Raw genomic sequence first — 12,302 nt, forward strand, 5'->3', positions numbered from 1 at the left:
GTGCGGGCGGTGACGCCTGCCGCCGCGCCGCCATGCGCGCTTCAGCTTCCGGATGCCACGAAGGACACATCATGCCCACCAATATTCGAATCGGTCGCCGCCTGCTCGCGGCCGCCGCCCTCTCGACCTCGATCGGCGCTCTCGCCTCCTGCGCCGCGCCCCCACCCTCGGTTGCCCTCACCGAGGACAATCACGTGCACGAGCTCGCCACCAGCCCTGACGGCCAGTCATTGCTGGTCGCGACGCACAACGGACTGTTCACCGTCGACCTCGCCGACGGTGATGTCCGCGGTCCCGCCGGGGACCTGAGGATCGACCTCATGGGGATGGCTGTCGCCGAGCACGCTCTCCTCGCGTCGGGCCACCCCGGCACGAGCGGACCTCAACCCCTCCGCGGCCCCAATGTGGGCCTCATCCGCAGCGACGACCTCGGCGAGAGCTGGGATGCCGTCTCGCTCGAGGGTGTGGCCGACTTCCACGCGCTGACCTACGATCCGAAGGCGGAGACGATCGTCGGATCGCACGCCGGACAGCTGCTGATCAGCGAAGACATGGGTGTCAGCTGGCGCGAGGGCGCTGCCGTCGACACGTACGACCTGCTCGCCGCCGACCGAGGCCTGCTGATGACGAGCTTCGCCGGGCTCTCGAGCAGCCTGGATGGAGGCGGGACCTTCGAGCCGGTTGCCGATGCCCCGGCGCTCGTGCTGCTGGGCGGCTCAGGCGACGCCATCGTGGGCGTCGACCAGCAGGGCGCGCTGTGGGAGTCCGGCCCTGACGAGGCGTGGCGCGCGATGGGAACAACGCCGGAGCAGGTTTCCGCGCTCACGCGACTGCCCGATGGCGACGTCGTGGTCGCCGGGGAGTCAGGACTTCAGCGGACGAGCGACCAGGGACAGACCTGGCGTCCGTTGCAGTCCTGACCGCTGCTGAGAGCCGATCGGAGGAAGCATGCTGGGTTCGATTCGTCGGGGTCTTGTCGCGGTCGGCGCAGCCGCCGCGCTGCTGCTCAGCGGCTGCGCGGAAGGGCCCGCGGGGCAAGCGGGCGACGCGGGCTACATCGCGGGCGACGGCATCGTCACGGAGATCCCGCTCGACGAGCGCACGAAGCCCGGATCGTTCAGCGGGCCGGTCGCGACCGGCGGCGAGTTCGACTCGGCGGAGCTCGACGGGGTCGCGCTCGTGAACTTCTGGTACGCCGCCTGTCCGCCCTGCCGCGTGGAGGCTCCCGTGCTGGCTGAGCTCCACGCCGAGTACGGCGACCAGGTGGACTTCATCGGCATCAACGTCCGGGACGGCGGCGCGCAGGCGACGGCGTTCGAGGAGGAGTTCGCGATCGAGTACCCGTCGGTCCTCGACGACGTCTCCGCGCAGGGTCAGCTCGCGTTCGCAGGCGTCGTGGCCCCCAACGCGGTCCCGTCGACGATCATCCTCGACGCCGAGGGGCGCGTCGCCGCGCGCGTCTCGGGCGCGGTCAGCGACACCAGCATCCTGTCGACGCTGCTGCGGGAGGAGCTCGAGCGATGATCCAGATGCTCGCGCAGCGAGCGCTCGACCCCGCCGCGGCGGTGCTGAGCGGCGAGCTGCTGCTCTCCGTGCCGGTGGCCCTGCTGGCCGGCATCGTGTCGTTCGCCAGCCCGTGCATCCTCCCGCTCGTGCCGGGCTACCTCGGCCTGATGGGATCGCTCGTCGGGGAGGACGGCGGGCGCGGTCGGCTCCTCGCGGGCGTGGCGCTGTTCGTCGGCGGCTTCTCCGCGGTGTTCGTGCTCGGCACCGCGCTCGTCGGTGCGGTGAGCTCGTTCCTCCTCGTGTGGTCCTCGCTGCTCGTCCGCGTGCTCGGCGTGCTGCTCATCGTGCTGGGGCTGGTGTTCGTCGGTCAGATGCGCTTCCTGCAGCGCGTCTGGAAGCCGCAGCAGCTGAAGGCGGGCGGCATGTGGACGGCGCCGCTCGTCGGCGTGATCTTCGCGCTCGGGTGGACCCCCTGCTCCGGCCCGACGCTCGCCGCGATCAGCGCCCTCACGGTCACGACGGGCAGCGCGGGGCAAGGGGCCGTGCTGGGACTCGCGTACGCGCTGGGCCTCGGCATCCCGTTCCTGCTGCTCGCGGCCGGACTCGGGTGGATGGGCTCCACGATCGCGTGGATGCGACGCCACGTGCGAGCGATCAACATCGCGGGGGGCGCGATGCTGATCCTCATCGGCCTGCTGATGGTCACGGGCGTCTGGGACCTCATCATGAACGAGATGCAAGGGTGGATCGCCTCGTATGCCACGATCATCTGAGTCGGGCCCGCTGCGGCCGGGAGACCACGTGGATGCGCCCGGCCGTGCTGCGCCGACCGCCGGGGGGCCGCGTCTAGGGCCCGCGGGCTGGGCGCGATTCCTGTGGCGCCAGCTGACCTCGATGAGGACCGCGATCGTCCTCCTGCTGCTGCTGGCACTCGCCGCGATCCCGGGCAGCCTCGTGCCTCAGCGATCGAGCGACCCGAACGGAGTCATCCAGGTCCGCTCCGACAATCCGGGGCTCGTCTGGCTGTACGACGCGCTCTCGTTGCACGACGTCTACACGAGCCCGTGGTTCTCGGCCATCTACATCCTGCTGTTCACGTCGTTGGTGGGATGCGTCATCCCCCGGCTCGTGCACCACTCGAAGGCCATGCGAGCCGCACCGCCGAAGACGCCCGCGCGACTGTCGCGGCTCGTCGGCTTCCAGACCGCGCCGGGGACCGCGGACGATCTAGATCGCGCGGAGCGCATGCTGCGGCGCCTTGGGTACCGCACCGCGCGATACGGGCAGAGCGTCTCTGCTGAGCGCGGCTACCTCCGCGAGACCGGCAACCTGCTGTTCCACACATCGCTGCTCGCGATGATCCTCGTCATGGGCGTCGGCTCAGGCTTCGGCTACGAGGGGCAGCGCCTCCTCGTCGAGGGTCGCGGCTTCGCGAACACGCTCTCGAGCTACGACACCTTCTCGGCTGGGCAGTGGTTCGACGACGGCTCGCTGGAGCCGTTCGCCGTCCGTCTCGACGACCTCGAGGTGGAGTACGAGACCGAGAACCGTCACGCGGTGGGCGCTCCGCTCGACTTCACCGCGCGAGTCGCCGTCAGCGAGCCGAGCGGTGAGCGGCCCGCCCAGATCAAGGTCAACGAGCCGCTCTCCGTCGCAGGCGCCGATCTCTACCTGATCTCGAACGGCTACGCGCCCCGCATCTCGGTGCGCGACCCCGACGGGAACGTCGTCTACGACGAGTACACGCCCTTCCTCGCCCAGGACGACCTGATGACGAGCCTCGGCGTGATGAAGCTGCCCGACGGCCTGCGGCAGCAGCTCGGGTTGCGCGGGTTCTTCTACCCGACAGCCGTGGAGCTGAGCAGCGGAGCACTCGCCTCCGGCTACACCGACGTGCTGAATCCGGTGCTCTCCCTGCAGGCGTTCACGGGAGACCTGGGACTCGATGCAGGCATCCCGCGCTCGGTCTACTCGCTCGCGACGGACGAGATGACGCAGATCGCCGGTGGCGACTCGGGAGCGGAATCCCTGATCCTCGTGCCCGGCCAATCGCTCGAGCTCCCCGGCGGGCTCGGCACGATCGCGTTCGAGGACGTCCTGCGGTACGGGGTCATCGAATTGCACGTCGACCACACGCAGACCGCGGTGCTCTGGATCACGATCGCGCTCATCCTCTCGCTGCTCGCATCGCTGCTCATCCCACGTCGCCGGATGTGGGTCAAGGCGACCGATGCGGGACTCGAGCTGGCAGGACTCGCGCGCGGAGAGGACCCGATGCTCGAGCGCGCGGTGGACGCCCTCGCGGTCCGCCTGCGTGACCGGGCCGCAGCGACGCATCCACCCGGAGAGAGGATCACGACGTGACGATGGATCAATGGGACGCGGCAGCGCTGCTGGCCGTCTACTCGGCGATGGCGGTCTACACGCTCGCCTTCGCGGCGTTCGCCATCGATGTGGCGAAGCGATCGGCAGCCAGGTCCGCCGCTGACCGCGAGCTGGTGAGCGTCGGCGGCGGCTCCTCGGTGGGCGGGCAGACATCGCCCTCGATCGCTGCGGCCGAGGCTGGCCGCGGCGCTCGGATCGGCTTCGTCCTGACGGTGATCGGCTGGACTGTGCATGTCGCGGGCGCCGTCTTCCGGGGACTGGCCGCCGGCCGCGTCCCGTGGGCGAACATGTACGAGTTCGCACTGACGGGCGTCGCGATCATCGTGGGCGTCTTCGTCTTGTCCCGGCTGTGGCGAGACCTCAGGTTCCTCGGCGTCTTCATCACCGGTCTCGCCGTGGTGTTCCTCGGCACCGCGACGGTCAACTTCTACGTGCCGCCGGTCCCCCTCCCTCCGGCCCTCCAGACATACTGGCTCGTCATCCACGTCTTCGTCGCCACGCTCGCGACAGGGTTCTTCGCCCTGGGCGCCGGATTGAGCGTCGTCCAGCTCGTGAAGGAGCGGCGGACCAACGGCTTCCTCCGATCGCTGCCGAGCGCTGAGCAGCTCGAGGACCTGGGCTACCGCGTCGGCGTGATCGGGTTCATCTTCTGGACCTTCACCCTCGTGGCAGGCGCGATCTGGGCGGAGCACGCGTGGGGGCGCTACTGGGGCTGGGACACGAAGGAGGTGTGGACCTTCATCATCTGGGTGCTGTACGCCGGCTACATCCACGCGCGAGCGACTCGCGGTTGGCGCGGCTCCCGCTCCGCCTGGCTGCAGATCATCGGCTTCGCGGCCGTGGTGTTCAACTTCACGGTCGTCAACCTCTTCTTCAAGGGTCTGCACGCGTACTCCGGACTCACCAGCGACTGACGAGGACTGCTCGGAGGGCAGAGCGATCCGCGCTTGTCGGACGCGGATGGCGCCGCAACCGCGGGCACCGCCAGTCTGGTGGCGAGGCACCGAACTGCCGCGGAGTTCTGCTCCGCCGCCTCCATCAGGTGGCGGGTGCCCAACCGCCTTCCCGCTGCGCTCCGACGATCATTACGCTGGCGAGGTGCTTCCTGGCCGGGAACCGGGCGATCGCCATGGGCAGCCCGATCGGACAGCGAACGCTATCCCGCTGGGAAGTGTCGCCATGGGCCGCCGACTCCTCGAGCGAAGCTCGCACGCGACTCACCGCAACGGTGCCCCTGGAGGTGTCGGGGTTCGTGACATAGGTCTCACTTGATAGGTCCCTGATGAGTCGCGACATCGGTCACAGTCGCTGGCATGTCTCGCGCTCGCGTCGCCGTCCTGATGATCGTCTCGAAGCAGCTGACGGTGACCGCTGCGGCGGCCGAGTACGGCATCACCCGCCGGCACCTCCATCGACTCCTGGCCCGGTACCGGGAAGGCGGCATCGACGCGATCGAGCCACGCTCCCGCGCGCCTCACAGCAGCCCGAGACGGACGCCGCCCGAGGTCCGCGAGCGGATCGTGCAGCTGCGGCGGCAGCTGAGCGCCGAGGGCCGCGACGCCGGCCCGGTCACCATCGGCTGGCACCTCGAGCGAGAGGGACACCTCGCGCCTTCGACGTCCACGATCCGCCGCATCCTGCACGAGGCCGGACTGATCACCCCCGAGCCGCGCAAGCGCCCCCGGTCGTCGTGGATCCGGTTCGAGGCGGCGCAGCCCAACGAGACCTGGCAGTCCGACTTCACCCACTGGCGACTGGCCGACGGCAGCGACGTCGAGATCCTCAACTGGCACCCCACCGCGCCAACAACCGCGCAACACCCGGCGACACCTTGAACCGTCCCCGGTTTGATGCCGGTTCCTTTCGAGTCTGGAAGGAAGATAGTCATCATGCCGAAGCAGATCCCGGAGGAGACGAAGCAGCGAGCGGTCCGGCTCGTGCTCGACCATCTCGATGAGTACCCGAACCTGACGACCGCGTGCGAGACGGTCTCGAAACGGCTCGGCTTCGGTGCCGAGTCGCTGCGCCGCTGGGTGCGGCAGGCGCAGGTCGACGCCGGCGACCGGCACGGTGCCTCGACGAGCGAGTCGGAGCGGGTGCGGCGGCTGGAGCGGGAGAACCGTGAGCTGCGCGAGGCGAACGCGATCCTGCGGGACGCGGCGGTTTTCTTCGCCGGGGAACTCGACCCCCGACGCCGCTGATCGTCGGCTTCATCGACGGTCAGCGAGCCAAGGGCCGCGCGGTCGAGTCGATCTGCCAGGTCCTGCGTCAGCAGGGCGTGCGGGTCGCCGCGCGGACCTACCGGGCGTGGAAGCGCGCCGAGCCCAGCAGCCGAGACCTCGCCGACGCGGTCGTGATCGACGCGCTCCTGGCGACCGTGGGCACGCCGGAGGGCATGTACGGGCGGCGGAAGATGACGGCGCATCTGCGCCGGCAAGGCCACGACGTGTCCCAGCGGCGCGTGGACCGGCTCATGCGGGATCTCGGCCTCAACGGCCGGGTCCGCGGACGCGGCGTGCGCACGACCGTCCCGGATCGGAACGCCGAGCGCGCGCCGGATCTGCTCGAGCGCGACTTCACCGCGCCGGCCCCCAACCAGCGCTGGGTGGCGGACTTCACCTACGTGCGCACCTGGGCCGGGTTCGTGTACGTGTCGTTCGTGATCGACTGCTTCTCGCGCGCGATCGTCGGCTGGCAGGCCGCGACCACGAAGACGACGCCGTTGGTGACCACCGCGCTGCGCATGGGCCTGTGGCGACGCGACCGGACCGGACGTGCGGCCGGCGACGGCTTGATCCATCACAGCGATGCCGGGTCCCAATTCACGTCCGTGAGCTTCGCCGAGACGCTCGCGCTCGAGGGCATCGCCGCCTCGATCGGGTCGATCGGCGACGCCTACGACAACGCGCTGGCCGAGTCGACGATCGGGCTGTTCAAGACCGAGGCGATCCGCGACGACTCGCCGTTCCGGACCGGGCCGCTCAAGCAGCTCGAGGACGTCGAATGGGTCACCGCCGAATGGGTCGACTGGTACAACGCCAGACGCCTGCACTCGACCCTCGGCGACGTCCCGCCCGAGGAGTTCGAGACCGCGTACTACGCTCACCTCGAAACGCCATCCCACCCGGTGCTGGCACCCGCATAGGAGCGGCAGAGAACCGGGGACGGTTCACCTACCGCGCCACCCCGAAAGCGCTCGAAACCGGCGAAGTCCTCGCCACCAACGACATCGACCCCGACCGCGCCTACTGGCGCAACACGAGAAGAGCCCCCGGCCGATGGCCAGGGGCTCTCTCTTCGTGACCTATGTCGCGACTCAGGTGAGACCTATGTCACGACTCATCACACGGTGCCCCTGGAGGGACTCGAACCCCCAACCAGCTCCTTAGGACGGAGATGCTCTTCCATTGAGCTACAGAGGCAGGCCCGACGAGTCTAGCGCCGGGCAGAACGCGGAGCGCCCGCCCCAGCGGGACGGGCGCTCAACGAGTCGACGATCAGGTGATGTCGATGAACACCGGGGCCGAGCCGCCGATGTTGACGCCCGCGACCACCGTGTTGTAGCCGGACCAGCCGCCGTGCACCGCACGGCCGCCACCGATGTAGATGGCGATGTGCGCGCGACCGGTGCCGCCGTTCGAGTAGTAGATGACATCGCCGGGCGAAGCCTGCGACATCGGGATGGTCGGACCGAGGTTGAAGAGCGACTGCATGCCCGAGTACGGGAGACCGGCGGCAGCGATCGAGCGACGCACGAGCTGCACGCAGTCCTGCGACACCCCGACCTGCGCGAGCGCCGCGTTGGCGATCGCGCTGCCGGTCGCGCCCGCCGGCGCTGCAGCGGCAGGTGCCGGCGCCGACGAACCGCCCGCGGTGCCCGAATTCGTCGTGGCGCGCTCCTGGCGCTCCGCGGTCGCACGCTCCTCCGCCGCCGCTGCCTGCTCGCGACGCTCGGCCTCTGCAGCCGCCTCGAGCTCTGCTCGGATCTCCTGCAGCTCTGCCGCAGTCGTGGCGGACACCTCGAGCCGCGAGCCGCTCAGCTCGCTCTCGCCGGCCGTCACGATGCCCGAGACCGACTGCGCATCCTGGGCGACGAACGCCGAGTAGGACTGACCGGTCTCGCTGTCGCTGCTGGACGCGAAGGCCGGGAGTGCGAGCGGGGTGGCCAGGGCGGCCGCCACGGCGATCACGCCGACGCGTCGCGCGTTCCGGACCACGGCAGCGCGATCGATGCGCTTCTTGCCGGGCTGGTCGGTCGACATCTCGGTAGGACTCGTCACAGGCTGATACTCCAAAACTTCCGTGAGAACGATGCGCCGCCGGGCGGCACTTCGGGCAACGTTACCAAACCGTTACCTCTTTGTCACCCTCTGCAGAGCAACTCGTGAGAGCGGCTCAGAACCGCCGCACCTGCGGAGTCCCGAACGCGGCGACCATCGCCGAGTAGCTCGAGTACTTCACAGGCTTGCCGCTCGTGGCCGCGTGGATGATCTGATTGCCGCCGACGTAGATGGCCACGTGGCCGCTCCACACCAGCAGGTCGCCGGCCGCGACGGCCGACGCCGACACCGGCGAGCCGTAGCCCGCCTGCGCGTTCGAGGAGTGGGGCAGGTAGTGGCCGGCCTGGCCGTAGACCCACTTCGTGAAGCCCGAGCAGTCGAAGCCCGTCGCGGGGCTCGAGCCGCCCCAGACGTAGGGCACGCCGAGCTGCGACTGAGCGATGCCGACGATCGAGCCGTTGGCAGGCGGCGCGTTGACCGGCAGAGCGGCCGCAGCGGTCGTCGCCGTCGATGCCGTGCCGGCGGCGGCAGCGGTGGTCGCCGCCGATGCCGTGCCAGCGGCGGCAGCCGTGGCGGCGAGTTCCGCGCGCGCCTCGGCGAGCTCGGCCTGGCGGGCCTCCTCCGCCTCGCGCGCCGCAGTGCGGATCTCCTCGAGCTCGGCAGCGGTCGTGCCCGAGATGCCGTCGCGGGCGACGAGCTCGACCCTCGCGTCCTCGGAGACCGACACGCTCTGCGAGTTCTCCGCGACGATGCTCGCGAGCTCGGCTTGACTGTACGACTCCGACTGCGGCGCGAATGCGGCGGCGGGGAGCGAGAGCGCTCCCACGAGGCCCGCAGCGACGCAGACGACGCCGAAGCTCTTCGCGCCCTTGCGGAGCGAGCTCGTCATCGCCGACGCGGGCGCTCCACGCTCGGCCATCGGTGAGACGGCGATGGCCGTCGTCGAGTGCTGTCCCATGCGTTCGTGTTCCCCCAAGCGGTGCAGTTCCCGCACCGCGAGGTGCAGGGCTGACCGTGCGAGAGTACCCGAGCGTTACCGAATCGTCACAATCGTCCACGGGCGACCGGCGAGCCTCTGAGCGGCCCGGACGAAGGCTGGAAGCGAGGAGTCCTCAAGCTGTGAGGTAGACGTGGCGCGCGAGCTCGACGGGCAGCTCGATCGCCTCGCCGCCCGCGACGTCGAGGCGGATGCGGCCGGCGGCCGCGCTCACCATCACGGTCGCGCCCGGCACGAGACCGGCCGCCTGCAGCTCGCCGAGCCCCTCGACGTCGGCCTGGATCGGCTCGCCGAGCCGGCGCACCACGTGCTCGCCCCGCGCATCCGTCGCCGTCACGACGCCGTCGAGGAACAGCTCGGCCGCGGGCAGGCCCAGCTCGTCGAGCCCGGGGATCGGCGTGCCGTACGGCGACTCGGTCGGGTTGCCGAGCAGCGTCAGCAGCCGGCGCTCGACCTGCTCGCTCATGACGTGCTCCCACCGGCAGGCCTCGTCGTGCACGAGGCTCCAGTCGAGACCGATCACGTCTGCGAGCAGCCGCTCGGCGAGCCGGTGCTTGCGCAGCACGCGGATCGCGAGCGCGCGCCCCTCCTCGGTGAGCTCGAGGTGCCGGTCGGCGCCGACGATCACGAGCCCGTCGCGCGACATCCGGTTGATCGTCTGCGAGACGGTCGGGCCGGAGTGGTTCAAGCGCTCGGAGATGCGGGCGCGCAAGGGCGTGATGCCCTCCTCCTCGAGATCGAGGATCGTGCGGAGGTACATCTCTGTCGTATCGACGAGATCCGCCACGCCCAGTACCGCTTCCTCTGCCTCCGCCATCCCTGGCGCACTCCAACCCATCCCACCCTATGCTTCAGCCGCTCGTAGGATCATCGGTGTGAACGATCTGCGCATCCCGACCGAGCTGCTCCCCGCCGACGGAAGGTTCGGCTGCGGGCCCTCGAAGGTGCGGCCCGAGCAGGTCGCGCATCTCGAGGCCAACATGGCGCTGCTCGGCACGAGCCACCGGCAGGCGCCGGTCAAGGCGCTCGTGCGCTCGGTGCGCGAGCAGCTCGCGCAGCTCTTCTCGCTCCCCGAGGGCTACGAGGTGCTGCTCGGCAACGGCGGCTCCACCGCGTTCTGGGATGCGGCGGCCTTCTCCCTCATCCAGCACCGCTCGCACCACCTCGTCTTCGGCGAGTTCGGCGGCAAGTTCGCGAAGGCGGCCGCCGCGCCGTGGCTCGAGGCGCCGAGCGTCGCCGCAGCCCAGCCCGGCTCCCGCCCCACGCTCGACCCCGTGGAGGGCGTCGACGTCGTCGCCTACCCCCACAACGAGACCTCGACGGGTGTCTTCCACCCGGTCATCGGGGCTCAGGCGGATGCGCTCGCGGTCGTCGATGCCACGAGCGCGGCGGGCGGTCTCGCGGTCGACGTCTCCGCGGCCGACCTCTACTACTTCGCCCCGCAGAAGAACTTCGCCTCCGACGGGGGCCTGTGGTTCGCGATCGCCTCGCCCGCCGCGATCGAGCGGATCGAGCGCGTCGCGGCGTCGGGACGCTACATCCCCGAGTTCCTGTCGCTGCAGCAGGCGGTCGTGAACTCGCGGCTCGACCAGACGCTCAACACGCCGGCGCTCTCGACGCTCCTGCTGCTGCAGGAGCAGCTGCGCTGGATGCTCGAGCAGGGCGGCCTCCCCGCGATGGCGGCGCGCACGGCCCAGTCGGCCGGCACGCTCTACGCGTGGGCCGAGGCTCGGCCGGAGGCGACGCCCTTCGTCGTCGACCCCTCGCACCGCTCGAACGTCGTCGTGACGATCGACTTCCACGAATCGGTCGACGCGGCCGCGCTCGCGAAGGCGCTGCGGCAGAACGGCGTGGTCGACACCGAGCCCTACCGGAAGCTCGGCCGCAACCAGCTGCGGGTCGCGACCTTCGCGGCGATCGAGCCGGCCGACGTCGTGCAGCTCACGCGCTGCCTCGACTTCCTGCTCGACGCGCGGTAGCCGCCGGCGCGCTACTCCTCTTCGTCGTCGGCGACGTCGTCGGCGTGGTCGCCGTGCCCGTCGCCGTCGTCGTCGACGTCCTCGAAGTCGTCGTCGAAGTCGTCGTCGAGGTCTGACTCCAGATCCGACTCGAGCTCCTCATCGTCGCCCTCCTCGGCGGCGGCCTCCTTGGCCGCGAGGTAGTCGGCGAGCCGCTCCGACCACGGCACCCACGCGGGCGCGAGCAGCGAGCCCTCGCTCGGCAGCAGCGCGACCTCGAGCACCGTCGGGCCGCCCTCGATGCCGCGCGAGAGCAGCACGGTCCACGACCAGTCGGGGTAGCCGGGCAGCTTCGATGCGTGCCGGATCGCGACGACGTGGTCGCCCTCCGCGAGCGCGTCCTCCACCTCGCCGACCGCGCCCTTGGGCGCGACCTCGTCGAGCGCCGAGAGCGCGAGCTCGAGCTCGAGCTCCTCCATCGACGGCACCGTCGGGACGGGCACGACGGCGGGCTGCTCGGGCGCCGGCTCGGCGGTCTCGTCGGCCGCTTCCGCGGGCTCGTCGGTCGACGCCTCGTCGGCGGTCGTCGGCTCGTCGACGTCAGCGGCGCTCGTCGGCTCCGGGATCTCGGGGGCCTCCGTCGCCTCCGGCGCGTCGGCAGCCGGAGCCGAGCCGTCGTAGACGGGCACGATGTCGAGGGCGGTGCCGTCGACGCTCGCGCTCTCCGCGGGCTCAGGCGTCGAGGTCATCAGCGACCCTCCGGAGCATCTGCGCGACGGTCGAGCCGTGCGCGGCGCTCGGGTAGCGGCCGCGCCGCAGGTCGTTGCCGATCGTGTCGAGCAGCCGCACGAGGTCCTCGACGATGATCGCCATGTCCTCGGTGTCGCGACGCGCCGCCTTGACGGCCGTGCTGCCGAGCACGCGCAGCGAGAGCGCCTGCGGGCCGCGCCGGCCCTCGGCGATGCCGTACTCGACCTTGGAGCCCGGCTTCACCTGCACGCCCTCCGGCACCGCCGACGCGTGCAGGAACACCTCGACGCCGTCGTCGCCGGCGATGAAGCCGAAGCCCTTGGCCTCGTCGAAGAACTTCACCCTGCCCGTCGGCATGGCACCCTCCCGCTCAGGATCGAGGTGCGGCACCCCGCCGCACGGCACCCAGCGTAGTGGGCGTGCCGG

At 70.6% G+C, this 12,302-nt stretch carries 12 protein-coding genes, 1 tRNA gene and 1 pseudogene; 8 read left to right on the forward strand and 6 right to left on the reverse strand.

Features of this window, described 5'->3' with window-relative positions; genetic code table 11:
* Positions 1-71 precede the first annotated feature (71 nt).
* The 7 genes and pseudogenes from JSQ78_RS06105 to JSQ78_RS06135 all read left to right on the forward strand — a co-directional run bounded on the left by JSQ78_RS06105 (position 72) and on the right by JSQ78_RS06135 (position 7,036).
* Positions 72-920, forward strand: coding sequence for a WD40/YVTN/BNR-like repeat-containing protein (locus tag JSQ78_RS06105; RefSeq protein WP_211450230.1), 849 nt, complete (start codon positions 72-74; stop codon positions 918-920).
* Positions 921-948: 28 nt separating this feature from the next.
* The gene (locus tag JSQ78_RS06110; RefSeq protein WP_211450232.1) at positions 949-1,524 is read left to right on the forward strand and encodes a TlpA family protein disulfide reductase; all 576 of its coding nucleotides are present in this window, start codon (positions 949-951) and stop codon (positions 1,522-1,524) included.
* On the forward strand, positions 1,521-2,279 hold the full coding sequence (locus JSQ78_RS06115; RefSeq protein WP_249295947.1) for a cytochrome c biogenesis CcdA family protein: 759 nt from the start codon (positions 1,521-1,523) through the stop codon (positions 2,277-2,279). The genes JSQ78_RS06110 and JSQ78_RS06115 overlap by 4 nt, the downstream gene beginning before the upstream one ends.
* A 121-nt stretch (positions 2,280-2,400) precedes the next feature.
* Positions 2,401-3,870 (forward strand): cytochrome c biogenesis protein ResB, encoded by a 1,470-nt coding sequence (resB, locus tag JSQ78_RS06120; RefSeq protein ID WP_249295948.1) that lies wholly within the window; start codon positions 2,401-2,403, stop codon positions 3,868-3,870.
* A gap of 2 nt (positions 3,871-3,872) precedes the next feature.
* Entirely contained in the window at positions 3,873-4,805 is a 933-nt protein-coding gene (gene ccsB / locus JSQ78_RS06125) for a c-type cytochrome biogenesis protein CcsB (RefSeq protein WP_211450540.1), read from the forward strand.
* A 399-nt stretch (positions 4,806-5,204) separates the two neighbouring features.
* A pseudogene (locus tag JSQ78_RS06130) lies at positions 5,205-5,681 on the forward strand (helix-turn-helix domain-containing protein); the annotation flags it as partial.
* Between the two features lie 99 nt (positions 5,682-5,780).
* Positions 5,781-7,036, forward strand: a protein-coding gene (locus JSQ78_RS06135; protein ID WP_211450237.1) for an IS3 family transposase whose coding sequence is annotated in 2 segments (ribosomal slippage) — positions 5,781-6,051 and positions 6,051-7,036 — 1,257 coding nt in all. Because the reading frame shifts where the segments join, the coding sequence is not laid out codon by codon here.
* 205 nt (positions 7,037-7,241) lie between these two features.
* Here the strand turns inward: JSQ78_RS06135 and JSQ78_RS06140 are convergent.
* From JSQ78_RS06140 to JSQ78_RS06155, 4 genes are all read right to left on the reverse strand, one after another.
* Positions 7,242-7,313 (reverse strand) — tRNA-Arg (locus tag JSQ78_RS06140).
* Positions 7,314-7,388: 75 nt separating this feature from the next.
* Positions 7,389-8,171, reverse strand: coding sequence for an NlpC/P60 family protein (locus JSQ78_RS06145; RefSeq protein WP_211450239.1), 783 nt, complete (start codon positions 8,169-8,171; stop codon positions 7,389-7,391).
* A gap of 115 nt (positions 8,172-8,286) precedes the next feature.
* Positions 8,287-9,129 carry a C40 family peptidase gene (locus JSQ78_RS06150; RefSeq protein ID WP_211450241.1) on the reverse strand — a complete coding sequence of 281 codons (843 nt, stop codon included), beginning with the start codon at positions 9,127-9,129 and terminating at the stop codon, positions 8,287-8,289.
* 154 nt (positions 9,130-9,283) lie between these two features.
* Positions 9,284-9,955 (reverse strand): iron-dependent transcriptional repressor DtxR, encoded by a 672-nt coding sequence (locus JSQ78_RS06155; protein WP_211450243.1) that lies wholly within the window; start codon positions 9,953-9,955, stop codon positions 9,284-9,286.
* A gap of 88 nt (positions 9,956-10,043) precedes the next feature.
* Between JSQ78_RS06155 and serC the strand changes: the two genes are divergently transcribed.
* The gene (serC, locus tag JSQ78_RS06160) at positions 10,044-11,147 is read left to right on the forward strand and encodes a phosphoserine transaminase (RefSeq protein WP_211450245.1); all 1,104 of its coding nucleotides are present in this window, start codon (positions 10,044-10,046) and stop codon (positions 11,145-11,147) included.
* Between the two features lie 11 nt (positions 11,148-11,158).
* On the opposite strand, the gene JSQ78_RS06165 is transcribed toward serC, so the two are convergent.
* Entirely contained in the window at positions 11,159-11,875 is a 717-nt protein-coding gene (locus JSQ78_RS06165) for a DUF3027 domain-containing protein (RefSeq protein ID WP_211450247.1), read from the reverse strand.
* On the reverse strand, positions 11,859-12,233 hold the full coding sequence (locus JSQ78_RS06170) for a cold-shock protein (RefSeq protein WP_211450248.1): 375 nt from the start codon (positions 12,231-12,233) through the stop codon (positions 11,859-11,861). The genes JSQ78_RS06165 and JSQ78_RS06170 overlap by 17 nt, the downstream gene beginning before the upstream one ends.
* Positions 12,234-12,302 lie beyond the last annotated feature (69 nt).

The organism is Agrococcus sp. Marseille-Q4369 (assembly GCF_018308945.1).
Taxonomy (GTDB): Bacteria; Actinomycetota; Actinomycetes; order Actinomycetales; family Microbacteriaceae; genus Agrococcus.